At 68.3% G+C, this 23,137-nt stretch carries 24 protein-coding genes and 1 riboswitch; of the genes, 14 read left to right on the top strand and 10 right to left on the bottom strand.

What is annotated here, in order from left to right:
• Positions 1-19 precede the first annotated feature (19 nt).
• Complete coding sequence (locus ACLHG5_RS07060) at positions 20-766, top strand: class I SAM-dependent methyltransferase (RefSeq protein ID WP_411314882.1); 747 nt, start codon at positions 20-22, stop codon at positions 764-766.
• Between the two features lie 62 nt (positions 767-828).
• On the opposite strand, the gene ACLHG5_RS07055 is transcribed toward ACLHG5_RS07060, so the two are convergent.
• Entirely contained in the window at positions 829-1,050 is a 222-nt protein-coding gene (locus ACLHG5_RS07055) for a hypothetical protein (RefSeq protein WP_411314883.1), read from the bottom strand.
• A gap of 188 nt (positions 1,051-1,238) precedes the next feature.
• On the opposite strand from ACLHG5_RS07055, the gene ychF reads away from it, so the two are divergent.
• From ychF to ACLHG5_RS07040, 3 genes are all read left to right on the top strand, one after another.
• Complete coding sequence (gene ychF, locus ACLHG5_RS07050; protein ID WP_411318246.1) at positions 1,239-2,312, top strand: redox-regulated ATPase YchF; 1,074 nt, start codon at positions 1,239-1,241, stop codon at positions 2,310-2,312.
• A gap of 37 nt (positions 2,313-2,349) precedes the next feature.
• The gene (locus tag ACLHG5_RS07045; protein ID WP_411314885.1) at positions 2,350-2,922 is read left to right on the top strand and encodes an alpha/beta fold hydrolase; all 573 of its coding nucleotides are present in this window, start codon (positions 2,350-2,352) and stop codon (positions 2,920-2,922) included.
• A gap of 90 nt (positions 2,923-3,012) precedes the next feature.
• Entirely contained in the window at positions 3,013-3,525 is a 513-nt protein-coding gene (locus ACLHG5_RS07040) for a mycothiol transferase (protein WP_411318245.1), read from the top strand.
• Here ACLHG5_RS07040 and ACLHG5_RS07035 read toward each other — a convergent pair.
• The 3 genes from ACLHG5_RS07035 to ACLHG5_RS07025 all read right to left on the bottom strand — a co-directional run bounded on the left by ACLHG5_RS07035 (position 3,522) and on the right by ACLHG5_RS07025 (position 5,567).
• Positions 3,522-4,271 carry a phosphatase PAP2 family protein gene (locus tag ACLHG5_RS07035; RefSeq protein ID WP_411318244.1) on the bottom strand — a complete coding sequence of 250 codons (750 nt, stop codon included), beginning with the start codon at positions 4,269-4,271 and terminating at the stop codon, positions 3,522-3,524. The two genes, ACLHG5_RS07040 and ACLHG5_RS07035, sit on opposite strands and share 4 nt — an antisense overlap.
• A gap of 13 nt (positions 4,272-4,284) precedes the next feature.
• Entirely contained in the window at positions 4,285-5,115 is an 831-nt protein-coding gene (locus ACLHG5_RS07030) for an oxidoreductase (protein ID WP_411318243.1), read from the bottom strand.
• Between the two features lie 101 nt (positions 5,116-5,216).
• Positions 5,217-5,567 (bottom strand): ArsR/SmtB family transcription factor, encoded by a 351-nt coding sequence (locus tag ACLHG5_RS07025; protein WP_411314890.1) that lies wholly within the window; start codon positions 5,565-5,567, stop codon positions 5,217-5,219.
• Positions 5,568-5,743: 176 nt separating this feature from the next.
• Between ACLHG5_RS07025 and ACLHG5_RS07020 the strand changes: the two genes are divergently transcribed.
• The 5 genes from ACLHG5_RS07020 to ACLHG5_RS07000 all read left to right on the top strand — a co-directional run bounded on the left by ACLHG5_RS07020 (position 5,744) and on the right by ACLHG5_RS07000 (position 10,240).
• Positions 5,744-6,160, top strand: a complete 417-nt coding sequence (locus tag ACLHG5_RS07020; protein ID WP_411318424.1) for an arsenate reductase ArsC — start codon at positions 5,744-5,746, stop codon at positions 6,158-6,160.
• Positions 6,157-6,843, top strand: a complete 687-nt coding sequence (locus ACLHG5_RS07015) for an arsenate reductase ArsC (RefSeq protein WP_411314891.1) — start codon at positions 6,157-6,159, stop codon at positions 6,841-6,843. The genes ACLHG5_RS07020 and ACLHG5_RS07015 overlap by 4 nt, the downstream gene beginning before the upstream one ends.
• A complete protein-coding gene (locus tag ACLHG5_RS07010; RefSeq protein WP_411318242.1) occupies positions 6,840-8,153 on the top strand; it encodes an FAD-dependent oxidoreductase in 1,314 nt (437 codons plus the stop codon). Before ACLHG5_RS07015 ends, ACLHG5_RS07010 begins: the two co-directional genes overlap by 4 nt.
• A gap of 90 nt (positions 8,154-8,243) precedes the next feature.
• Complete coding sequence (locus ACLHG5_RS07005) at positions 8,244-9,782, top strand: arsenic transporter (protein WP_411318423.1); 1,539 nt, start codon at positions 8,244-8,246, stop codon at positions 9,780-9,782.
• 47 nt (positions 9,783-9,829) lie between these two features.
• Positions 9,830-10,240 (top strand): low molecular weight phosphatase family protein, encoded by a 411-nt coding sequence (locus ACLHG5_RS07000; protein ID WP_411318241.1) that lies wholly within the window; start codon positions 9,830-9,832, stop codon positions 10,238-10,240.
• 90 nt (positions 10,241-10,330) lie between these two features.
• Here ACLHG5_RS07000 and ACLHG5_RS06995 read toward each other — a convergent pair whose 3' ends face one another.
• From ACLHG5_RS06995 to ACLHG5_RS06975, 5 genes are all read right to left on the bottom strand, one after another.
• Positions 10,331-10,999, bottom strand: a complete 669-nt coding sequence (locus tag ACLHG5_RS06995; protein ID WP_411318240.1) for a DNA alkylation repair protein — start codon at positions 10,997-10,999, stop codon at positions 10,331-10,333.
• Positions 11,000-11,104: 105 nt separating this feature from the next.
• A complete protein-coding gene (pabB, locus tag ACLHG5_RS06990) occupies positions 11,105-12,568 on the bottom strand; it encodes an aminodeoxychorismate synthase component I (protein ID WP_411318239.1) in 1,464 nt (487 codons plus the stop codon).
• 14 nt (positions 12,569-12,582) lie between these two features.
• Positions 12,583-13,767 (bottom strand): TerC family protein, encoded by a 1,185-nt coding sequence (locus ACLHG5_RS06985; protein ID WP_411314896.1) that lies wholly within the window; start codon positions 13,765-13,767, stop codon positions 12,583-12,585.
• A 169-nt stretch (positions 13,768-13,936) separates the two neighbouring features.
• Positions 13,937-14,284: a LysR family transcriptional regulator gene (locus ACLHG5_RS06980; RefSeq protein WP_411318238.1), complete on the bottom strand. Its 348-nt coding sequence runs from the start codon at positions 14,282-14,284 to the stop codon at positions 13,937-13,939.
• A 54-nt stretch (positions 14,285-14,338) separates the two neighbouring features.
• Positions 14,339-15,349, bottom strand: coding sequence for a glycoside hydrolase family 88 protein (locus ACLHG5_RS06975; RefSeq protein ID WP_411318237.1), 1,011 nt, complete (start codon positions 15,347-15,349; stop codon positions 14,339-14,341).
• On the opposite strand from ACLHG5_RS06975, the gene ACLHG5_RS06970 reads away from it, so the two are divergent.
• The 4 genes from ACLHG5_RS06970 (at position 15,348) to gcvP (ending at position 20,343) form a co-directional block, all read left to right on the top strand.
• Positions 15,348-15,563: a hypothetical protein gene (locus tag ACLHG5_RS06970; protein WP_411318236.1), complete on the top strand. Its 216-nt coding sequence runs from the start codon at positions 15,348-15,350 to the stop codon at positions 15,561-15,563. The genes ACLHG5_RS06975 and ACLHG5_RS06970 overlap by 2 nt on opposite strands.
• Positions 15,564-15,624: 61 nt before the next feature.
• Positions 15,625-15,734, top strand: a riboswitch (glycine riboswitch).
• Positions 15,735-15,953: 219 nt separating this feature from the next.
• Positions 15,954-17,099, top strand: a complete 1,146-nt coding sequence (gene gcvT, locus ACLHG5_RS06965) for a glycine cleavage system aminomethyltransferase GcvT (RefSeq protein ID WP_411318422.1) — start codon at positions 15,954-15,956, stop codon at positions 17,097-17,099.
• Positions 17,100-17,101: 2 nt separating this feature from the next.
• Positions 17,102-17,473, top strand: coding sequence for a glycine cleavage system protein GcvH (gcvH, locus tag ACLHG5_RS06960; protein WP_411318235.1), 372 nt, complete (start codon positions 17,102-17,104; stop codon positions 17,471-17,473).
• Complete coding sequence (gcvP, locus tag ACLHG5_RS06955; protein ID WP_411318421.1) at positions 17,473-20,343, top strand: aminomethyl-transferring glycine dehydrogenase; 2,871 nt, start codon at positions 17,473-17,475, stop codon at positions 20,341-20,343. Before gcvH ends, gcvP begins: the two co-directional genes overlap by 1 nt.
• Positions 20,344-20,347: 4 nt before the next feature.
• Here gcvP and ACLHG5_RS06950 read toward each other — a convergent pair whose 3' ends face one another.
• The gene (locus ACLHG5_RS06950; protein WP_411318234.1) at positions 20,348-21,127 is read right to left on the bottom strand and encodes a CPBP family intramembrane glutamic endopeptidase; all 780 of its coding nucleotides are present in this window, start codon (positions 21,125-21,127) and stop codon (positions 20,348-20,350) included.
• 234 nt (positions 21,128-21,361) lie between these two features.
• Between ACLHG5_RS06950 and ACLHG5_RS06945 the strand changes: the two genes are divergently transcribed.
• Positions 21,362-23,017 (top strand): ABC transporter substrate-binding protein, encoded by a 1,656-nt coding sequence (locus ACLHG5_RS06945; protein WP_411314902.1) that lies wholly within the window; start codon positions 21,362-21,364, stop codon positions 23,015-23,017.
• The last annotated feature ends 120 nt before the right edge of the window (positions 23,018-23,137 follow it).

The following is a 23,137-nucleotide window of genomic DNA, read 5'->3' as shown; positions in this document are numbered from 1 at the left end:
GGCGTGCGAGAGTGGCCGCGTGACCGATTCGCCGATCGACCCCGCCCTCGCGACATCGTTCGACCGCGCCGCCGAGGTCTACGAGCGGGCGCGTCCGTCGTATCCGGATGCCGTCGTCGACTGGCTCGTACCCGCAGACACGGTCGACGCCCTCGACCTCGGTGCCGGAACAGGCAAACTCACCCGGGCACTCGTCTCGCGGGGTCTGCACGTCGTGGCCGTCGATCCGGCACCGAACATGCTCGCGCAACTGACCGCCGCGCTGCCCGAGGTGCGGGCGATCGCCGGGTCGGCGGAGAGCATCCCCCTCGCGCATGCGAGCGTCGACCTCGTCGTCGTCGCGCAAGCGTGGCACTGGGTCGACCCCGTTCGAGCGGAGCCCGAGGTCGCGCGCGTGCTGCGCCCGGGCGGCAGCCTCGCGCTCGTGTGGAACGTGCGGGACGACCGCGTCGGCTGGGTCGCCGAGCTACTCGGCATCATCGGGGAGGGCGGATCCAACGGTCTCCTCGACACACCACCGCGACCCGCGCCGCCTTTCGAGCCGGCCGACCACGTCGTCGTCGACTGGACGCACGAGCTCGACCGCGCCGCACTGCTCGCCCTCGTCGCCTCGCGCAGCACGTTCATCGCGGCGGAACCCGAGCAACGAGCTGCGGTCACGTCCCGCGTCGAAGGGCTGCTCGCCACGCATCCGGATCTCGCGGGGCGTGAGGTCTTCGAGATGCCGTACCGCACGGTGTGCTGGCGGGCGCGGCTCGGGGTGTAGCGGAGGGCTCGGCTCAGCGGTCAGCGGCTAGCGGCCAGCGGTGACCGGCGCCCGAGACGAGGTCAGTCGGTCGGCCGCCCGCGGAACAGCACGATGCCGACGGCCGCGGCGCACACGCCCGCGATCGCCGAGAACACGAGGGCGGGGATGGTGACGCCCGACGCCGCGCCCTCGCTGAGAGCGCGCACGAGCACGAAGCAGTTGACGAGGCACACGAGGGCGACGGCGGTGTAGAGGATCCACCCGCGGCGCTTGAGGAGGTCGAGCCACTGTTCCCTGAGCATGCCGCCACGGTATCCGACGTGCCCACCCCCCGACTGTGCGCGGTTTCCGCGAGCGAACGTCGGATCCGACATTCGCTCGCGGAAACCGCGCATTCTCGGGCGGCGGTAGGGGCAAGTCGGCGCGGAGCCCGCATCCTGCGCGCCGCCCCGTGACGCCGCCCGACCGCCGCCCGGTACCCTTGACTCCCGTGGCTCTCACTATCGCAATCGTCGGACTCCCCAATGTGGGCAAGTCCACCCTCTTCAACGCTCTGACCAAGAACGCGGTTCTCGCGGCGAACTACCCGTTCGCCACGATCGAGCCGAACGTCGGCGTGGTGAACCTCCCCGACCCGCGGCTGAATAAGCTCGCCGAGATCTTCTCGTCGGAGCGCATCCTGCCCGCGCCGGTGTCGTTCGTCGACATCGCGGGCATTGTGAAGGGAGCGAGCGAGGGGGAGGGGCTCGGCAACAAGTTCCTCGCCAACATCCGCGAGGCCGACGCGATCGCCCAGGTGGTGCGCGGGTTCGACGACCCCGACGTCATCCACGTCGACGGCCGTGTGGATGCCGCGAGCGACATGGAGACGATCAACACCGAGCTGATCCTCGCCGACCTGCAGACCCTCGAGAACGCCCAGTCGCGCTACGACCGCGACCTGCGCGGCAAGAAGATCACGCAGGCCACGGTCGACACCGCGGCGGCCGCCGTCGCGTGGCTCAACGACGGCAAGCCGCTCTCGTCGTCGACGATCGACCTCGAGCCGATCCGCGAACTCGGCCTCCTCACGGTCAAGCCGTTCATCTACGTCTTCAACGTCGACGAGGCGGTGCTCGGCGACCAGAGCAAACTCGACGCGCTCGCCGCCCTCGTGGCGCCCGCGCACGCGATCTTCCTCGACGCCAAACTCGAGTCCGAGCTCATCGACCTCGATGAGGCGGATGCCGCGGAGCTGCTCGAGAGCACCGGTCAGACCGAGAGCGGTCTGAGTCAGCTTGCGCGCATCGGTTTCGACACGCTCGGCCTTCAGACCTACCTCACGGCAGGGCCGAAGGAGACCCGAGCCTGGACGATCCCGAAGGGCGCGAAAGCCCCGCAGGCCGCCGGCGTCATCCACACCGACTTCGAGAAGGGCTTCATCAAGGCGGAGATCATCGGCTTCGATGACCTCGTCGAGACCGGTTCGATCGCCGAGGCGCGCTCCGCGGGCAAGGCCCGCATCGAGGGCAAGGAGTACGTCATGCAGGATGGCGACGTGGTGGAGTTCCGCTTCAACAACTAGGCATTCGCCCACGACCGACGACACGGGAGCAGAGACAGTGACGCAGCAGCAGATTTTCGAGCCGGACGGCCGAGCCGTTCCCTTCATCGAGGAGGGCGATGGCCCCATCGCACTCGTGCTGGTGTCGAGTCTTCCGCTCAGCTCAGACGGTTTGGGCGCCGTAACCCACTACCTGGAGGCCGAGGCCGGCTTCCGCGTCGTGAGGATCGGACCCCGCGATGGAGCCTCCTCTGATGTGACGCTCGACGAGCGAGCGCACGACGCGCTCGCCGTGATCGATCACCTCGGCCTCGATCACACGTGGGTCGGCGGATACGGGTCCGGCGGCACCGTGGCGAGAATCGTCGCCGCACAGCACGCCGACCGCGTGAACGGATTGGTTCTGCTCCGGGTCGAAGAGCACCCGATCGAGCTGCCCCCGGTGATGCCCGTGCTCATCGTTCAAGGTGCTGCGGATGAGAGCACGCCGCCGTCGAACGGAGAGGTGCTGCGCTCCGCGGCCCCCGAGCGCACGAGCGTCACGACCCTCGACGGTGCAGATCACCTGTTTCCGATGTCGCATCCCATCGAGACGGCGATGATCATCGAGGAGTACCTCGACTGGGACTGATGCACTCACGCGGGTGCGCCACTCGCGAAGTGGGCGACGCCGTCGAGAGCGCGATTGGCGATTGCCGATCAACGGGTGGAGGGTGGACCCATGACATCCGCGAACATCATCCTCACCGACGCTTTCGAACGCGTCCGCGACACCGTGCACGCGGTGACCGACGGCCTCACCGCCGATCGACTGACCTACCGCGTCGACGACGAAGCGAACACGATCGCCTGGCTCATCTGGCACCTCACTCGCGTGCAAGACGACCACGTGGCTGACGTCATGGGTGCGGACCAGCTGTGGACGTCGCAGGGCTTCGCCGACGATTTCGGTCTGCCCTTCGACGCATCAGACATCGGCTACGGACAGTCGGAGGCAGAGGTCGCAGCCGTGGCTGGTATCTCCGCCGAGCAACTGATCGCCTACCACGACGCGGTCTGCGACCGCACGATCGACTACGTCGGCACCCTCACCGACGACGATCTCGCTCGCGTCGTCGACACGAACTGGAGTCCACCCGTGACCCTCTCCATGCGACTGGTCAGCGTGATCTCCGACGACCTCCAGCACGCGGGGCAGGCCGCGTTCGTTCGGGGCATCGTCGAGCGACGCTAGCCGCGCGCATCCATCTCTGCGGGCGTCACGACCGTGCGCTTCGTGTCCACCGCGATGACGACACCGAGGATCACGAGCGCGAGGGCGACCGACCCCATCGTGTCCGTCGCCCAGTGATAGCCGAGGTAGATGCGGCTGACCGCGGTCGCCGCGACCAGCAGCGACGCAAGAGTGAACGACAGCACCGCGCTTCGCGGGCTCTTGCGCCGTGAGAACACCAGGTAGGCGATGAGCAGGATGAATGTCGCCGAACCGATCACGTGACCCGACGGAAACGACTCCGACATGTCGGGGCTCAGCAGCATGCGATCGACGGGGGGACGATCACGCCCGACGGTTTCGGCGATGAGGCGGACGCCGACGATTCCCACCGCGGTTCCCACGGTGAGCAGCAGCGGACGCCATAGGTGCCTCGTGCTGATGCACCACACCACGACGATGATCGGCGCGGCGAACGGAAAGATGAGCGGCCCGAAGATGAGTGAGAGCGTGGTCATCACGGTGGTCGCCTCATCGGAGCGACGTGCCCGCACCCACTGCTCGACCGGGCGGTCGATTCCGACGAGTCGGTCGCCCGTGAGCACATCGATCAGGATGTAGACGAAGGCGACGAGTCCGACCGCGATGAGCGTCGCCGAGATGACGTAGAGGCGCCGCCGCACCTCCACCGGCTCGACCCGGTTTTCTTCGAGGAATCGGTCGCGCAGGTGGGCGATGCGGCCCGGGGGCTTCTCGTCGACGGTCATCGGCGGTCTCTGCTCACGAGTCGAAGTCGGTGCTGACGCTCAGCTGCTCCCACTTCGCAAGCGATGCGAGCTGTGCCTCGAGGATGTCGCGGAGGGTGCCGACAGCGTCTGATCCGAGCATCAGCAGCTCGGGGGCATCCGGTGCAGCCACCGCGGCGATGATCGCCGCTGCAGCCTTGTCGGGGTCGCCGGGCTGGGTGCCGTGGGTCGGGTCGTTCTCTTTGCGGCGCTTGCCGGCGGTGTCGGCGTAGTCGGCGATCGGCGTCTCGGCCTGGGTGAGCGAGCGGCCGCTGAAGTCGGTGCGGAACCCGCCGGGCGCCACCGTCATCGCGGTGATGCCGAGAGGCTCGAGCTCTTTGCGCAGCGACCCGGTGAGGCTCTCGATGGCGGCCTTGACGGCGGCGTAATAGCCCGAGCCCGCAGGGTTGATGTGGGCGCCGATCGACGACAGGTTGACGATCGTGCCCGAACGACGCTCGCGCATCTGGGGCAGCACGGCCTTGATCGTCGAGACGGTTCCGGCGAAGTGGGTGGCGAAGAGCGCGTCGACATCCGCGTCGGCACCCTCCTCGACGGCGGCGCGGTAGCCGTAGCCGGCGTTGTTGACGAGCACGTCGATGGCGCCGAAGCGGTCGGTTCCCTCGTCGACGGCCGCCCACACCGGCACGGGGTCGGTGACGTCGAGGGTGAGGGCGAGCGCGGTGGACGGGTACTGCGCCGCGAGCTCGTCGAGCTTCGACACGTCGCGTGCGGTGATGACGGCGTTGTCGCCGCTCGCGAGAACAGCCGAGGCGAGAGCGTGGCCGAGGCCCGTCGAAGAGCCGGTGATAAGCCAAGTGGTCATGGGGGAGTCATCCTGTTCGCGTCGGTGCGCAGCTGCGGCTGTGCAGCTCCGATCACCCTAAGCTCGCGCGAGGGCCTGTCGAAACTCGGGGCCTTGCCGCGCTAGCGCGAGACGAGCAATTGCGCGATCGACTCGAGGGCGCCCGGCACGATGCGGTAGTACGCCCACGTGCCGCGCTTCTCGCGCGTCACGAGACCGGCGTCGACGAGGATCTTGAGGTGGTGCGAGACGGTCGGCTGCCCGAGCCCGAGGGGTTCGGTGAGGTCGCACACGCACGCTTCGGCTCCGTCGCCCGCGGCGACCATCGAGATGATGCGCAAGCGCGAGGGGTCGGCGACCGCCTTGAGCGTGCGCGCGAGCTTCTCGGCGCTCTCCGCGCTCATCGGCTCGGCCGTGAGCGGCGTGCACCCCGCGGTCACATCGCGCACGGGGAGGAGGTCGATGAACGTCATCTGAACATGATCGCACGGGATCGACAAACATCGATGGATGCGAGCATACTGAGGGCATCGACATCCATCGATGACCCGTGAACGGCCCCGCAGCTGATCGACCACACCGCTGATCGACCACGAGACCCGCGCCGACCGCCCCGAACGAAAGCACTGCGATGACAGACAGCACTGTGATGACCGAACGCCCCACCGTCCTTTTCGTCTGCGTGCACAACGCCGGGCGCTCGCAGATGGCCGCCGGATACATGGCGGTACTCTCGGGGGGACAGGTCGAGGTGCTGTCCGCCGGGTCCGAGCCCAAAGACCAGATCAACCCGGTCGCCGTCGAGGCGATGCGCGAAGAGGGCATCGACATCGAGGGCAACACGCCCAAGATCCTCACGACCGAGGCCGTCAAGGACTCGGATGTCGTCATCACCATGGGGTGCGGCGACACGTGCCCGATCTTCCCGGGCAAGCGCTACGAAGACTGGGAGCTCGAAGACCCCGCCGGGCAGGGCATCGAGGCGGTCCGTCCCATCCGCGACGACATCAAGCGCCGCATCGAGGCGCTCCTCGCCGAACTGAACGTTCCGGTCGCCCAGCCGTGAGCGAGTTCAGCGACCTGCCCGGTCTGCCGGGGCTCGTCTACCCCGAAGACTCCCTCAAGCGTGAGGCCCTCGCGCTCGCCGAACGCTATCGGGGTGTCTTCGCCGCCGAGACCGTCGAGCGCTACGTGCTCGAGTCGTACACGGCCCTCCTGCGCACTTCGACCGTCAAGGCCCACCTGATCGCGAACACGAAGCGGTTCGCGGCCGATCGCCTCGAGGCGCTCGCCACCGCGACGGGAGCGACGCCGAAAGACCGCCCGCAGGTGCTCTTCGTGTGCGAGCAGAACGCGGGTCGCTCGCAGATGGCCGCCGTTCTCGCGGAACACCTGTCGGGTGGCCAGGTCGTCGTGCGCTCGGCCGGGTCGATGCCCGCGAGCTCTCTGCACGCCGAAGTGGTCGAGGTCATGACCGAGATCGGTCTCGACATCGAGCAGGCCTTTCCGAAGCCGCTCACCGACGACGTCGTGCAGGCCGCCGACGTGGTCATCACGATGGGCTGCGGAGACGCGTGCCCCGTCTACCCCGGCAAGCGCTACCTCGACTGGTCGCTCACCGACCCCGCCGGGCTTCCGCTCGACGGAGTGCGCGTCGTGCGCGACGACATCGAGGTGCTCGTGCGTGGGCTGCTCGAAGAGATGGGTGTCGAGCCGCTCGCGGGCACGGCCGCAACCGCGACCTCGTGACGGTCACCGACCTCGCGATGCCCGCTCTTCCGGTGCGCGACGCCCTCGCGCACCTGCCCGTCGCCGTCATCGGCGCCGGGCCTGTCGGGCTCGCCGCCGCAGCAGAACTGTCTAAACGCGGTGTGCCCACGGTCGTCTTCGAAGCGGGCGAGCACTCGGCCACCGCCGTGCGGCAGTGGGGGCACACACGCCTCTTCTCCCCGTGGCGCTACCTCGTCGCCCCCGCGGCCGAGCGGATGCTCGCGGCCACGGGCTGGACGCTGAGCAACCCCGATCGCGCTCCCTACGGCACCGAACTCGTCGACGAGTATCTCGCGCCCCTCGCCGAGCTGCTCGCCGCAGACATCCGCTATCGCAGCCGGGTGACCGGCGTGACCCGCCGCGGCATGGACCGCACCCGCACCGCCGGGCGGTCATCGACACCCCTCGTCGTCCGTGTCGAGACCGACGGGGTGGTCGTCGACCACGAGGCCCGAGCCGTGATCGACGCGTCGGGCACCTGGTCGACCGCGAACGGTCTCGCCTCGAACGGTCTCGATCCGCTCGGGCTCGACCCCGTGCGTGACCGAGTGGTCGGCGCCCTGCCCGACGTGCTCGGCACCGAGCGCGAGCGTTTCGCGGGCAGGCACACGGTCGTGGTCGGTGCGGGGCACTCCGCCGCCAACACGATTCTGCGGCTCGTCGACCTCGCGAAAGACGAACCGGGCACGACGGTGACGTGGGTCATCCGCTCGGCCGCGCCCGCCCGACTGTGGGGTGCCGGCGCCGACGAGCTCGAGGGCCGGGGCGCCCTCGGGGGTGCGCTGCGCGAGCGCGTGCGCGCCGGTCGCGTCGCGTTGGTGGACGGCTTCGAGATCGATGCGCTCCGCTCAGCGGACGATGAGTCCGGAGCGGTCACGATCGTCGGCCGCCGAGCGGGTCAGGGCTTCGAGCTGACCGCCGACGCCGTCGTGAATGCCACGGGCTTCCGGCCCGACCTCGGCATCCTCCGCGAAGTGCGGCTGTCTCTCGACGAGATCGTCGAGGCCCCGCGCGCTCTCGCGCCGCTCATCGACCCCAACGAGCACAGCTGCGGATCGGTCGCACCCCACGGCGTCGACGAGCTCAGTCACCCCGAACCCGGACTGTTCATCGCCGGCATGAAGAGCTACGGTCGTGCGCCGACCTTCCTGCTGCTCACCGGCTACGAGCAAGTGCGATCCCTCGCCGACGAGCTCGCCGGCGATCGCGTCGCCGCCCGACTCGTCCAACTCGACCTGCCCGAAACGGGCGTCTGCTCGACGGATGTCGCGGGCGGCTGCTGCGCGTAACACGCCCGCGCTGGCTCCGCCAGGCCCGCTCCGCCCCGAACATCCGCCTCGAACCGCCGTGCCCGCCCCCACCCCTGGAGCCCCATGATCATGACCGTGGTCGCCATCGCGATCTTCGTCGTCACCCTCACCCTCGTCATCTGGCAGCCCCGGGGCCTCGGCATCGGCTGGAGTGCGCTCGGGGGAGCGGTGCTCGCCCTCGCGACAATGGTCGTGAGCCTCTCCGACATCCCCACCGTGTGGGCCATCGTCTGGAACGCGACCCTCGCCTTCATCGCCGTCGTCATCATCTCGCTCGTGCTCGACGAGAGCGGCTTCTTCGAGTGGGCGGCACTGCACGTGGCCCGGTGGGGGCGGGGCAACGGGCGGCTTCTGTTCGTGCTCATCGTGCTGCTCGGGTCGGCGATCGCCGCGGTCTTCGCCAACGACGGGGCCGCACTCATCCTCACCCCTATCGTCATCCAGATGCTCTTCGCGCTCAAGTTCCCGCCCGTCGCCGCCCTCGGTTTCGTCATGGCGACGGGGTTCATCGCCGACGCCGGCAGCCTGCCCCTCGTCGTGTCGAACCTCGTCAACATCGTGTCGGCCGACTTCTTCGACATCGGGTTCGCGGAGTACGCGATCGTCATGGTTCCGGTCGGAGCCGTCGCGACGCTCGCCTCACTCGGTGTGTTGTTCCTCTATTTCCGCAAAACCATTCCGAAGCGCTACGACCTCGCGATGCTCGGGGCGCCCGCCGATGCCGTGACCGACAGGCTCACGTTCAAGGCCGGGTGGGTCGTGCTCGCTCTGCTGCTCGTGGGGTACTTCGCGTCGGAGCCGCTGCATGTGCCGCTCTCGGTCGTCGCCGGCATCGGCGCACTCGCCCTGCTCGTCGTCGCGAGCCGCCGGCCCGTGTTCCTCTTCCGTCGCGCGCACCGTCCCGCGCCCCGAGAGTACGCAGTTTCCGCGAGCGAACGTCGGATCCCGCATCCGCTCGCGGAAACGACGGACAGTGGGGCCGCGGTCGGCACACCCGTCGAGGTCGTCGCGGGAGTCGCCGGGGCAGCGGATGTCGCCGGGGAAGCGGATGTCGCCGGGGAAGCGGATGTCGACGGCCGCGGGTCGTCGCGCCCGATCACGGGCAGAGGCGACCGCACGATCGATGTCGTGACCGTCGTGAAGGGTGCGCCCTGGCAGATCGTGCTGTTCAGCATCGGGATGTACCTCGTGGTCTACGGCCTGCGCAATCAAGGTCTGACCGACGAGCTCGCCGGAGTGTTCAGCATCTTCGGCGACGAAGGTGTGCTCATGACCGCGCTCGGCGTCGGCACCATGGTCGCCGTTCTCGCCTCACTCATGAACAACATGCCGACCGTGCTCATCGGCGCCCTCGCGATCGCCGCCACCGGTGCGACCGGGCTGACCCAGGAGACGATGATCTACGCGAACATCATCGGAGCCGACCTCGGCCCCAAGATCACGCCGATCGGGAGCCTCGCCACCCTGCTCTGGCTGCACGTTCTCGAACGCAAAGGGATCACAATCGGGTGGGGCAAGTACTTCCGCACCGGCATCGTGCTCACCATCCCCGTGCTCCTCATCACCCTCGCGGCTCTCGCGGGGTGGCTGATGATTCTTCGCGGTTGACCCCACCGACCCTCCCCACCGACCCTCCACACACCGAACGGACTGTCATGACCACCACGCCCCGCGTCCTCTTCATCTGTGCCAAGAACGGCGGAAAGTCGCAGATGGCGGCCGGCCTCATGTCGCACCTGGCGGGCGACATGGTGCACGTGTCATCCGCGGGCACCAAGCCCGCCTCCGCCCTGAACGCGCAGTCGGTCGAGTCTCTCGCCGAGCTCGGCATCGACATCACGCACGAGCACCCGAAGGCCGTGACCGATGACGCCCTCACCGCGGCGGATGTCGTCGTGGTGCTCGGGCGCGAGGCTCAGATCACCGCACCTGAGGGCACCGAGCTGGAGGTGTGGGACACCGACGAGCCGTCGGAGCGCGGCATCGAGGGGATGGAGCGGATGCGACTCGTGCGCGACGACATCCGCCGCCGCGTCGCCGACCTGCACGCGCGCTTGACGCGGTAGCGCGCAAACGGGCCCTCGAGAGTGCGCCGTTTCCGCGAGCGAACGTCGGATCCGACGTTCGCTCGCGGAAACTGCGTACTTCGGGGTGGGTCAGGTGTTCTGCCGCCGCACCATCTCGCCGATCCAGAGCGGGGCGAACGGCGACGTGCAGTTCGGCGGCGTCGGGTAGTCCCTGAGCACCCCGAGCCTCTCGCCGATGTCGAGCGCGCGAGCACGGTGCTCGGGGTGGTGGATGCCGATCATCGCGAGAGTCGTGTTCATCGCCCACTGCACGCGGTCGGGGGCATCCCTCATCTCGTTCTCGATCGTGTCGAGGAGGGCGCGGATGTCGACGGTCTCCGGTCTCGTGACCACGGCGTCGCTCATGAGCGACCACGCAGCACTCGCGGCGGTCGGGTCGTCATCGTCGAACCAGGCGACGCACAGCGATTCCGTGTGCGGACTCTTCTTGACGACGTACCTTACAAGCCAGTCGTGCACTTTCGGTGATCGCGACTGGCGCACCATCGCGTTGAGTTCATCGGCGGTGAACGCTTTCGGGCGGCTCACGAGGATGGCCACGAGTCGCGCGGCGGTGTCGCCGGTGGCCCACAGCGCGGTCGCGAGATCGTGGTCGGTCTTGATCGCCTTCGCGAGGCCGCGCAGCTTCGTGAGGTTGACGCCGTGGTCGTCTCCGCGACTCGCGTTCACCTCGCGCATGCGCGGGTCGTCGAGCGCGGCGAGGTCGGCCAGAACCGTGTCGACCGTCGTCTCTGCCATGCCGTCCTCCCGCTTTTCGGGCCAGCCAAGACCGGCGGCCCGCGACCCCTCGAGAGTATGCCGTTTCCGCGAGCGAACGTCGGATCCGACGTTCGCTCGCGGAAACTACGGACTGCCGAGGGTCGCGCCGAGGGCCGCGAGCGGGGCCGCCGCCTTGAGGAGCATCTCCTCGTATTCGAGGGCGGGGTCGGAGAGCGCGGTGATGCCACCACCCGTGCCGATGCTCGCGCGGCCGCCGGTCATCACGATCGTGCGGATCGTCATCGACAGGTCTGCCGCCCCCCGGGCCGACACGAACCCGAACGCCCCCGCATACGCTCCGCGCGCACCGCCCTCGAGGCCGGCGAGGATGCGCATCGCGCTCGCTTTCGGAGCGCCCGTCATCGACCCGGCCGGAAACGCGCTGCGGATCCCATCCATCGTCGAAAGCCCCGGAGCGAGCTGAGCGGTCACCGTGCTCACGAGCTGGAAGACGGTGCGGTAGGCCTCCACGCGGAAGAGTTCGGGCACGTCGACGCTTCCGGTCACCGCGACCCTGCCGAGGTCGTTGCGCATGAGGTCGACGATCATCACGTTCTCGGCGCGCTCCTTGTCGCTCTCGACGAGCTCGGCGCGCAACCGCGCGTCGTCCGCAGCGTCGGCACCGCGCGGTCGCGTGCCCTTGATGGGTCGCGTCTCGAGACGACCGTCGACGGATGCCCGCAGAAACGTCTCGGGGCTCGAACTCGCGATAGCGCGCTCACCCGACACCACGAGCGCCCCGTGTGTGGTCGGGTTCGAGCGGCGCAAACGCCGGAAGACGTCGATCGGCACTTCGGTCGTGTCGACATCGAACCGGTTCGTGAGGCACAGCTGGTAGGCGTCGCCGTCGGTGATCGCTGCGCGGCAGCGGTCGATGAGCTCCCGGTACTCCGCCGAGGAGTGCCGCGCGCGGGCCGGGGCCGACGATCGCGGGGCGGGCGGCGGGGGAGGGGCGGGCGCGTCGACGAGCTCGCGGAGCCGAGCGATCGCCTCGAGCATCCACGCGTCGTCCCCGACCCCGGCGGTCACGCGCACTGTGCGGTTCTCGTGGTCGAAGCCGATCACGCGGTCGACGACGAGCATCACCGAGTCCGCGGGGCCGGATGCTCGCGGCACCCCGAGAGCGGCGGCCCCCGTCTCGTATCCGAGCCAGCCCACCACCCCGCGCTCGAGGGCAGCGACCGACGCCGCCGCGACCGACGCCGCAGCGACCGACGCCGCAGCACCCGTCCTCGCGCCCTTTGCCCGAAGAAGCACCTCGAGCACGTCGAGCATCGACCCGTCGATGCGCGACGAGGCACCCGCAGACCGGTCGGCCGAGACGACATCGACGACTCCGGCGTCCGGGTGGCCGATGAGAGCCGCTCCGCGCGGGCCGAGCGTGCCGATGTGCGTCGACCCGTGTAGCGCATCGATTCCGGCGTCGAGCCAGAACGCGTGCTCCGCCTCGGAGCACAGGGCGAGAAACGCCACCTCGGGGTCGACCCACCCGTCGAGCTCCCGGGCCGCCGTCTCGCCGTGAACGGTGTCGCGCAGCGCGGTGAGCACGCTGCTCCGCACGGTCAGCGGCGCGCGGTGTCGTGCTCGGCGTGCACGCGCGCCACGAGTTCGACGATCTTGCGATCCTCCTCGTAGTGCTTGCGCTGCTTCGGTTCGAGCTCGGAGATCTTCTTCTCGTCGTCGACGACGAGATCGTAGAGGCGCGTGCGCTCCTCGTCTTTCGCGGTCGAGTCGAGGTCGAGGTAGAGGCTCGCGTGGCGCTTGGCGCCCGAGATCGCCGTCTGCGCGCGACCGCGGGGGCTCACGAGGGAGGCGATCACCGTGACGATGAGCACACCGATGATGACGGTGAGCGAGAGTCCCGTCTCGATCTCGAAGACCGGGATGGGCTGGCCGTCGTTGATGAAGAACACGTTGTTCTCGTGGAGCGCGTGCAGGATGAGCTTGACGCCGATGAAGGCGAGGATCGTCGCGAGACCGTAGGACAGGTAGATGAGCCGGTCGAGCAGTCCGTCGATGAGGAAGTAGAGCTGGCGCAGTCCGAGCAGCGAGAACGCGGTCGCCGTGAACACGATGAAGACGTCGGTCGTGAGGCCGAAGATCGCGGGGATCGAGTCGAGGGCGAAGAGGATGTCGGTGCCACCGATGGCGACCATGACGAGCAGCATCGGCGTGAGGGCACGGCGACCGTTGTGCATCGTGAACATCTTGTCGCCGTCGTAGTAGTCGGTGGTGTGGAACACCTTGCGGGCGAGACGGATGATGAGGTTGTCGGCCGACTTGTCTTCACTGCTCTCGGGCTTGAGCATGTTGCCCGCCGTGAGGATGAGGATGAGGCCGAAGAGGTAGAAGATCCACGCGAAGCTGTTGATGAGCGCGGCGCCCAAGAAGATGAACCCGGTGCGGGCGATGAGGGCGAAGACGATTCCGAAGAGCAGCACCTTCTGCTGGTCTTCTCGCGGCACCTTGAAGCTCGCCATGATGATGAGGAACACGAAGAGGTTGTCGACCGAAAGAGCCTTCTCGGTGATGTATCCGGCGAAGTACTCGGACCCGGGCGTCGGTCCACCGAAGAGCAGGATGCCGAGGCCGAAGAGGATCGCGATGCCGACGTAGATCGACGACCAGATGGCCGCCTCTTTGAGTGTCGGGATGTGCGCCTTCCGCACGTGGAAGAAGAAGTCGAACGCGAGGAGCCCGAGGATGAAGGCGATCGTGAATGACCAGACGAGGGGTGAGACGTCCATCGGAAGACTTTCGGTGAGGCGGAGCGGAGATGTCGCGAGTGTGGGGGCGCATCACGGAAGACGCACCGGCATAGCTTAGGCGCACGACCCTCGACCGAGACCCTCCCTCAGCCGAAAAGGGTCAACGATCTAGGGCCAGCGAGGCGGCGGGTCAGCGTGGGGCGGCGGGTCAGCGCGACTGGCGCCGCTTGCCCACGCGCGGCTGGCCTTTGACGGCGGGGGCGCGCCCCTTGCCTTTCGAGGCTTTGGCTTTGCCTCCGGGTGCGGGGCGGGAGGCGCGAGCGGCGGCGGCGGAGGCGTCGAGCTGACGACGGGCCTCGACGAGGTAGTCGGCGCCCGCGGGCGTGAGGGTCGTGGTCGCCGCGTCGGTGTCGAAGAGCGCGGTGCCGAGCATCCGCTCGAGTTCGCGCACCGAGGCGATGAGTGTGGACCGCGGCACGCGCTCGGCCTTGGCTGCGTGGGCGAAGTGCAGGTGTTCTGCGGCGGCCACGAAGTGTCGGAGCACGATGGGGTTCATTGCACTGGGGGATTCATGCGAGCCTTTCGGGCGGTGCGCCGGAACGACGAGTGCTCACAGTGTAGGTGAGGCGCTCGACTCCGGCCCGAGGCGCCGGTGGGCTGTCGACGCGAGCAGGAAGAACGCTTGGCCCTCGACCGAGACTCCCTGGCTTTCGAACATCGGTGCACCGCACACGCGGCTCACATAGCCGTCGGCGTCGACGAGCGATCGCGCGCTCTGCACGAGAGAGTCGACGTGCGCCCGGTAGGTGGCGGGCACCCACCCGTCGAGGATGCCGCTCGCGATCGAGAACGCGAGCATCTCGCCGACGGTTCCCTCCTCGAAGCTCCCGGGATCGTCGAGCACGTTGCGGAACGTGCCGTCGGGGTGGCGCAGGGCGAGACACGCGTCGATGAGGATGCGCGCGTGGCTCGAGAGCTCGGCGGCGAAGTCGGGTTCGCGATCGCCCAGAAGGCGGATGCTGCGCGCGATCCCCGCGAGCATCCACCCGGTGCCCGACCCCCAGTGCTCGGGGTGATGCACGACCCGGTCGTCTTCGCTCCACCGCGCTCCATAGAGACCCGCCTCGGCGTCGAACAGTCGATCGCGGTGACCGCGGAACTGCTTCCGCGCTTCGGACAGCTCGCCGGCGAGAACGAGAGCGGGAATCACCATGTACGCCGTGTCGATCCAGACCTCGCGAGAGCCCTCCATGTGGAAGAGCGTGCCGTCGTCCGCGCGGCGATCGGTCGTGAGGAGGAAGTCGATTTGGCGATCGGCCGCGTGCTGCAGCGAATCATCGGCGTCGACATCCGCCGCCCACTGAACCACCTCGACGACGGCCCCCGAGTTGACCACGCTCTGGTTGTCGATCTCGGCGAGCTTGCCTTCGCTGTCTTGCCGCATCACCGCGTCGCGCGCGATCACGCGAGCAAGCGGGTCGAGACCCCAGTCGAGGATGGCGTGGCTCGCGACGCCCTGCTCCCACGAACGCCTCTGCATCGCGAGCATGGCGGTCAGCACGCGCTGCTCGAGCTCTCCGAGGGTGTCGGCACCGTGCGCTGGATAAGCTCGGACAACCATGTCGTCACTGTTCTCGGTCATCGCCCCACGCTACGTCGCGAGCGACATGGCGGCGACCCTGCCCGCGTGGTCGCCGATCGTCTTCGGCGTCATCCTGCTCGTGACCCTCGTCGTCGCGATCATGCAGGCGCGGCGATACTTTCGCGACAACCCGAGCGACGACCCGGGCAACGACAGCCGCGGGCCCGAGCGCGATCCCGACGAATCGCGCTGACCTGCTGCCGCTCGACTACGCCTCCGCGCTAGGCTGACGCGACAACCGAATACCGGGCCCACAACGCGATGCGGGAGAGCCGAACGGATGCGTGCACGTCACGTCACCGATCGGCACCGAAGGAGCAATTCTCCCCAGCAATCTCTCAGGTACGTGTACCGCATCGAACAGGCCACTCTGAAAAGTAGATTCCGCTCGCACGGATCTCGCCCACGGTGAAAGCGTCGACTCCGACGTGAAACTCTCAGGCCCATGACAGAGGGGGAGTTCACAGCAGCATCCGTGCCGGCGCGAGCCGGATCGAGACGTCCTGGAGAACTCGTGACCATCTCACCACCCCCCGATTCCGACAACGTCGCCGTTCAGAAGCTCGACGAGAGTGTCGTCGATATCGAACCGCACGCCGCTCGCTTCTCTCCGCTGCACGACATCCATCTCGCCACGGGGGCGAGTTTCACCGACTTCGCGGGCTGGCAGATGCCCGTGCGCTACTCGAGCGACCTCGCCGAGCACCACGCCGTGCGCACCGCCGCGGGCATCTTCGACATCTCGCACATGGCCGAGATCGCCGTGACGGGCCCCGATGCCGCAGCATTCCTCGACTTCGCGCTCGCCGGAATGATCTCGGCTGTCGCCGTGAGCCGGGCGAAGTACTCGCTCGTGCTCGACCACGACGGCGGCATCGTCGACGACCTCATCGTCTACCATGTGACCGACGGCGAGTACCTCGTCGTCGCCAACGCCGGCAATCGCGAGCCCGTCGTCGCCGCTCTCGCCGAGCGTTCCGCCGGATTCGACGTGATCGTGCGCGATGACACCGACGCGGTCGCCCTCATCGCCGTGCAGGGTCCGGCAGCGCGCCGCATCCTCGAAGAAACCGTGGGACTCGAGCTCACCCCCGGCTCGGGCGACGCGTCGCTCGAGACCCTCAAGTACTACGCGTGCCTCGGAATGACGTTCGCGGGGGCATCCGTTCTCGTCGCGCGCACCGGCTACACGGGCGAAGACGGCTTCGAGATCTACGTCGACACGGCGGATGCCGCGGCCCTCTGGTTCGCGCTCGTCGACGCCGGGCGCGACCACGGGCTCGTTCCCGCCGGCCTCGCGAGCCGCGACACTCTGAGGCTCGAGGCGGGCATGCCGCTCTACGGCCACGAGCTCGGCCGCGACATCCTTCCGGTGCAGGCGGGTCTCGGCCGCGTGGTGTCGCTCGCGAAGCCCGGCGACTTCGTCGGGCGTGCCGCGATCGAACGCGGACCCGAAGCGGATGCCCGCGTGCTCGTCGGCATCGCGACCGCGGGCAAGCGCGCCGGCCGCGCCGACTACGCGGTGTACGCCGCCGATGCCGGCCCCGACGATGCCGCCGCAGGCGTCATCACGAGCGGGGCCCTCTCGCCGACCCTCGGACACCCGATCGCGATGGCGTTCGTGCGGCCCGACCTCGCCGAACCCGGCACCGACGTCACCGTCGACGTGCGAGGCACGCGTGTGCCCGCGACCGTCGTCCCCCTCCCGTTCTACTCACGAAAGGCCTGACCATGGCTGAACAGACCGACCTCCAGTACACGAGCGAGCACGAGTGGGTTCTCGTCGACGGCGACATCGCGACCGTCGGTATCACCGCCTACGCGGCCGACAAGCTCGGCGACGTCGTCTTCGTCGACCTCCCCGCGACGGGGTCGACCGTCGCGACCGGTGCCGTCGTCGGAGAGATCGAGTCGACCAAGTCGGTCGGCGAGCTCTTCGCACCGGTGAACGGCACCGTGACCGAGATCAACGACGCCGTCGTCGACGCCCCCGAGCTCGTCAACAGCGACCCGTTCGGTGAGGGCTGGCTCATGAGGGTGCAGTTCGCCGAGCTGCCCGACCTTCTGACCCTCGACGAGTACACCGCGCTGGTGGGCGAGTGATGCGGCAGCCCGACCTCTCGTCGTTCGCGTCGCGCCACATCGGAACGGATGCCGCCGCCCAAGACGTCATGCTCGCCGCGGTCGGCTACGACACCGTCGAGGCCCTCGTCGACGCGGCGGTTCCCGAATCCATCCACGTCGACGCCTTCCGCGAAGAGGGGGACTCGGTGCTGCCTCCGGCCGCGACGGAACGCGACGCCCTCGCCGAGCTGCGCGGGTTCGCGCGCCGCAACACCGTCAACAGGTCGATGATCGGTCTCGGGTACTACGACACCATCACGCCCGCGGTCATCAAGCGCAACGTGCTCGAGAACCCGAGCTGGTACACGGCGTACACGCCATACCAGCCCGAGATCTCGCAGGGCCGCCTCGAGGCGCTCATCAACTTCCAGACCATGATCTCCGATCTCACGGGCATGGCCACGGCGAACGCGTCGATGCTCGACGAGGGCACCGCGGTCGTGGAGGGCATGCTCCTCGCCCGCCGCGCGTCGAAGAGCGCGTCGAACGTCTTCGTCGTCGACTCCGACGCACTGCCGCAGACGAAGGCGCTGCTGCGTCACCGCGCCGAGGCCGTGGGCATCGAGCTCGTCGAGCGGGACCTCGCCGCGGCCTCCGAGTCTGCCGACGTGCCCGAGTCCTTCGGTGTCTTCGTGCAGTACCCCGGAGCGTCCGGACGGATCTGGAACCCCGCCGACGTCATCGCCACCGCCAAGGAGTCCGGCGCGATCGCCGTGGTCGCCGCCGACCTTCTCGCCGCGACCCTCGTCACCTCGCCGGGCGAGCTCGGGGCCGACGTCGTCGTCGGGTCGAGCCAGCGCTTCGGCGTGCCGATGGGCTTCGGGGGTCCGCACGCCGGCTACATGGCCGTGCGCAAGGGCCTCGAGCGCCAGCTGCCCGGGCGCCTCGTCGGTGTCTCGCAAGACGCGACCGGCCACCCCGCCTACCGCCTCTCGCTCCAGGTGCGCGAGCAGCACATCCGTCGCGACAAGGCGACGTCGAACATCTGCACGGCACAGGTGCTGCTCGCGGTCATGGCATCGATGTACGCCGTCTACCACGGCCCCGAGGGGCTCAAGCGCATCGCGACGGGCGTCGCTTCGCGCGCGGCTCTTCTGCGCAGCTGGCTGACCGACGCCGGGCTCGAGACGGTGCACGAGAACTACTTCGACACGCTCCTCGTGCGCACGGCGGGCAGCTCGAACGCCATCGTCGAGCGTGCCCATGACCTCGGCATCAACGTGTGGGCCGTCGACGACGACCACGTGAGCGTCGCGGTCGACGAGACCACGACCCTCGACGACCTCCACACGGTCGTGAAGGCCTTCGGTGGGCCGGATGCCCGCGACTACGCGTTCGTCGCCGGCCAGACGCCGGGCATCCCCGACGCGCTCGCCCGCACGAGTGACTACCTCACGCACGCGGTCTTCAACACGCACCGCTCCGAGACGTCGATGATGCGCTACCTCAAGCACCTCGCCGACGCCGACTACGCGCTCGACCGCGGCATGATCCCGCTCGGGTCGTGCACGATGAAGCTCAACGCGGCGACCGAGATGGAGGCCGTGTCGTGGCCGGAGTTCGCGGCGCTGCATCCGTTCGCTCCCGAAGCCGACGTCACGGGCTACCTCGACCTCATCGAGCAGCTGCAGGGATGGCTCGCCGACGTCACGGGCTACGACTCGGTGTCGCTGCAGCCCAACGCGGGCAGCCAGGGTGAGCTCGCCGGGCTCCTCGCCATCCGCGGCTACCACCTCGCCAACGGCGACACCCAGCGCACCGTGTGTCTCATCCCGCAGAGCGCCCACGGCACCAACGCCGCGAGCGCCGTGCTCGCGGGCATGCGCGTCGTCGTCATCAGGTGCGATGACCTCGGCAACGTCGACCTCGCCGACCTGCGCGAGAAGATCGCCGAGTACGCCGACACGATCGCCGCGCTCATGATCACCTACCCCTCGACGCACGGCGTCTACGAGCACGAGGTCGGCACGATCTGCGCCGAGGTGCACGCGGCCGGCGGCCAGGTCTACGTCGACGGCGCCAACCTCAACGCCCTCCTCGGGTTCGCGCGCTTCGGCGACTTCGGCGGCGACGTCTCGCACCTCAACCTGCACAAGACCTTCTGCATCCCCCACGGCGGGGGAGGCCCCGGAGTCGGCCCGGTCGCCGCGAAGGCGCACCTCGCGCCCTTCCTGCCTGGCCACCCGATGGCGCAGCGCGAGTTCCACGTCGGCGGACCGGTCTCGGCGGCCCCCTACGGGAGCCCGAGCATCCTGCCCATCAGTTGGGCGTACATCCGGATGATGGGTTCCGCGGGTCTCAAGCAAGCGACGGGTGCCGCGGTTCTCGCGGCCAACTACGTCGCAGCCCGTCTGCGCGACCACTACCCCGTGCTCTATTCGGGCGACAACGGTCTCATCGCCCACGAGTGCATTCTCGACATCCGCCCGCTCACGGCCGACACCGGCGTGACGGTCGACGACGTCGCGAAACGGCTCATCGACTTCGGTTTCCACGCGCCGACGATGTCGTTCCCCGTCGCGGGCACCCTCATGGTCGAGCCGACCGAGAGCGAGGACCTCGCCGAGATCGATCGCTTCATCGACGCGATGATCGCGATCCGGCTCGAGGCCGACGCCGTCAGGGCGGGGGAGTTCCCCGCCGACGACAACCCGCTGCGCGGGGCGCCGCACACGGCACAGTCGGTCATCGAGGGGGAGTGGACCCACGCCTACTCACGCGAGCAGGCCGTGTATCCGGTGCGCAGCCTCATCCGCGGCAAGTACTGGCCGCCCGTCAGGCGCATCGACAACGCGTGGGGTGACCGCAACCTCGTGTGCGCGTGCCCGCCGCCCGAGGCGTTCGAGTAAGGGGTCAGCCGGCCGCGAAGAGGGCGGGGAAGGTCGCGAACGCCCACGGGTAGCCGACGAACACGAGAACGTCGATGAGCGTGTGGGCGATCACGAGTGGCAGAACCCGGCCGTATTTCGAGTAGAGCCATCCGAACAGGATGCCCATGGCGACGTTGCCGACGAAGCCGGGCACGCCCTGGTAGAGGTGGTACGCCCCGCGCAGCACCGCCGTCGACAGGATGATCGACCACGTTCCCCAGCCGACGTCGCGCAACCGGGCGAAGAGGTAGCCGACCATGATGACCTCCTCGGTGATGCCCGCGCGGGCGGCGGACAGGATGAGCACGGGCACGGTCCACCAGTACTCGTAGGTGCCACCGGGGTCGATCGCGACCGTGAGGCCGAGCGCGCGGCCGGCGAAGAAGACTCCGAGACCGGGGATACCCACGATGGCCACGAGCGCGACAGCGGATGCCGTGTCTCGGCCCGGCCGCGAGAAGTCGATGCCGAGGCGACCCAGGTGCGGTCTCGCGGTCGACCACAGCAGGTAGACCACGAGGGCTACGGGAACGAGGTCGACGGCGATACCGAGCACCTGGTAGACGAGGTCGAAGAGCTCCCGCTGGTTGAGCACGGGGTTGAGTCGGGCGGTCTGCGACGAGATCGGCTCGTCTCGCGTCGAGCGGTCGATGATCGCGATGATCGCGTAGATGGCCGACGCCCCGAACGACAAAGCGAGCACGATGAGGATCTCGGCTACGAGGGCTCGGCGCCCCCGCGGTTCTCGAGCACACTGTTGCATCGACGCTCCTTCGATTTCGGTGGCTGAATCGTTTGACGACGCCCGACGGGCCTCGCTGTGGGCTACGCGGGGAGCGCGGCGGCGAGGTGAATCGTCGGCCACGATCGTGTCAACAGTGTGTAACATTTTCGCTCTCAGTTTTGCGACGGCCGATCGCCTCCCTAGGGTTCTTGGTATTCGGGTCGGGGGCATGATTTTGTGCTGTCCGGCCTCCCGCGTAACAGGAGGAATTTCTTGAGATCGATCAAATTCGGCGCCACAATCGCCGGTGTTGGAGTCGCGGCGCTGCTGCTCAGCGGTTGCGCGAGCGGCGACAACGAAGAGACCGGCGGCACGACCGGCGGCGGCATCATCACCACCAACGGAAACGAGCCCCAGAACCCGCTCGTCCCGACCAACACCTCTGAGGTCGGTGGCGGAAAGATCGCGACGTCGATCTTCGCCGGTCTCGTGTCGTACACCGCCGAGGGCGAGATCGAGAACGAGGTCGCCGAGTCGATCGAGTCCGACGACTCGACCGTCTGGACGGTCACCCTCGAAGACGGCTGGGAGTTCACCGACGGCACCCCCGTCACCTCGTCGTCGTTCATCGACGCCTGGAACTACGGAGCCCTCGGCACCAACGCCCAGAGCGCCTCGTACTTCTTCGACAACATCGCCGGCTACGACGACGTGCAGGGCGAGTACGACGAAGAGGGCAACGAGGTCGAGGCTCCCGCAGCCGAGACCATGAGTGGCCTCACCGAGATCGACGAGCTGACCTTCGAGGTCGAGCTCTCGTCGCCCGAGGCCGACTGGCCCCTCCGCTTGGGCTACACGGCGTACATGCCGCTGCCCGAGGTCGCCTTCGAAGACATCGAGGCGTTCGGCCAGAGCCCCATCGGCAACGGTCCGTACATGCTCGACGGTGAAGACGCGTGGGAGAACGACGTCGCGATCGACCTCGTGACCAACCCCGACTACGACGGCGTTCGCACGCCCGTCAACGGCGGCCTCCGCATCGTCTTCTACGCGAGCCAGGATGCGGCATACGCCGACGTCCAGGGCGGCAACCTCGACGTGCTCGACGCCGTGCCCGACAGCGCGTTCGAGACCTACGAAGACACCTTCGGCGACCGCGCGGTCAACCAGCCCGCCGCGATCTTCCAGGCGATCAACCTCCCCTACTACCTCCCTGAGTTCCAGGGCGAAGAGGGACTCCTCCGTCGCGCAGCCATCTCGATGGCCATCAACCGCGACGAGATCACCGAGATCATCTTCCAGGGAACCCGCACCCCCGCGACCGACTTCACCTCACCCGTGATCGCCGGATACTCCGACTCGCTCGAGGGTTCCGAGGTTCTCGAGTACAACGAGGAAGAGGCGCAGCGTCTCTGGGCCGAGGCCGACGAGATCAACCCCTACGGCGACAAGACGTTCGACATCGCCTACAACGCCGACGGAGGCCACCAGGCCTGGGTCGACGCCGCGACGCAGAGCATCAGCAACACGCTCGGCATCACTGCTGAAGGCAAGGCCTACCCGACCTTCGCCGAGGCCCTCGGTGACCGTGCCGACGACGCCCTCACCGGTGCGACTCGCGCCGGATGGCAGGCGGACTACCCCTCGCAGTACAACTTCCTCGCCCCGCTCTACCAAACCGGTGCAGGATCGAACTACGAGGACTACAGCAGCGAAGAGTTCGACTCGCTCCTCGAGGAAGGCTCCACCGCCGACTCGGTCGAAGACGCCACCGCGATCTACCAGGAAGCGCAGGAAGTCCTGCTCCGCGACCTGCCGTCGATCCCGCTGTGGTACTCGAACGTCGTAGGCGTGTCTGCTGACACCGTCGACAACGTCGTGTTCGGCTGGGACTCGGTGCCGCTGTACTACCAGATCACGAAGGACTAGTCGACGGCTTACGCTGACTAGATCTCCCTGCGATGTCCGGGATGCTGATTGCATCCCGGACATCGCAGTGTTCTGATGACACTGCGAAGATTGTGACTCCCATGTTCTCCCTCGATTCTT

Source organism: Marisediminicola sp. LYQ85, from assembly GCF_046600695.1.
GTDB lineage: Bacteria > Actinomycetota > Actinomycetes > Actinomycetales > Microbacteriaceae > Marisediminicola.
Note: the sequence above shows the minus strand (reverse complement) of the source record. Positions and strands in the feature narration are given on the sequence as shown.

Coding starts and splice junctions, on each gene's coding strand:
- ACLHG5_RS07055 (WP_411314883.1), bottom strand. CDS start 1,050: ATGCTCAGGGAACAGTGGCTCGACCTCCTCAAGCGCCGCGGGTGGATC.
- ACLHG5_RS07040 (WP_411318245.1), top strand. CDS start 3,013: ATGACATCCGCGAACATCATCCTCACCGACGCTTTCGAACGCGTCCGC.
- ACLHG5_RS07035 (WP_411318244.1), bottom strand. CDS start 4,271: ATGACCGTCGACGAGAAGCCCCCGGGCCGCATCGCCCACCTGCGCGAC.
- ACLHG5_RS07030 (WP_411318243.1), bottom strand. CDS start 5,115: ATGACCACTTGGCTTATCACCGGCTCTTCGACGGGCCTCGGCCACGCT.
- ACLHG5_RS07025 (WP_411314890.1), bottom strand. CDS start 5,567: ATGACGTTCATCGACCTCCTCCCCGTGCGCGATGTGACCGCGGGGTGC.
- ACLHG5_RS07020 (WP_411318424.1), top strand. CDS start 5,744: ATGACCGAACGCCCCACCGTCCTTTTCGTCTGCGTGCACAACGCCGGG.
- ACLHG5_RS07005 (WP_411318423.1), top strand. CDS start 8,244: ATGACCGTGGTCGCCATCGCGATCTTCGTCGTCACCCTCACCCTCGTC.
- ACLHG5_RS07000 (WP_411318241.1), top strand. CDS start 9,830: ATGACCACCACGCCCCGCGTCCTCTTCATCTGTGCCAAGAACGGCGGA.
- ACLHG5_RS06995 (WP_411318240.1), bottom strand. CDS start 10,999: ATGGCAGAGACGACGGTCGACACGGTTCTGGCCGACCTCGCCGCGCTC.
- ACLHG5_RS06985 (WP_411314896.1), bottom strand. CDS start 13,767: ATGGACGTCTCACCCCTCGTCTGGTCATTCACGATCGCCTTCATCCTC.
- ACLHG5_RS06980 (WP_411318238.1), bottom strand. CDS start 14,284: ATGAACCCCATCGTGCTCCGACACTTCGTGGCCGCCGCAGAACACCTG.
- ACLHG5_RS06970 (WP_411318236.1), top strand. CDS start 15,348: ATGTCGTCACTGTTCTCGGTCATCGCCCCACGCTACGTCGCGAGCGAC.
- ACLHG5_RS06975 (WP_411318237.1), bottom strand. CDS start 15,349: ATGGTTGTCCGAGCTTATCCAGCGCACGGTGCCGACACCCTCGGAGAG.
- gcvH (WP_411318235.1), top strand. CDS start 17,102: ATGGCTGAACAGACCGACCTCCAGTACACGAGCGAGCACGAGTGGGTT.
- gcvP (WP_411318421.1), top strand. CDS start 17,473: ATGCGGCAGCCCGACCTCTCGTCGTTCGCGTCGCGCCACATCGGAACG.
- ACLHG5_RS06950 (WP_411318234.1), bottom strand. CDS start 21,127: ATGCAACAGTGTGCTCGAGAACCGCGGGGGCGCCGAGCCCTCGTAGCC.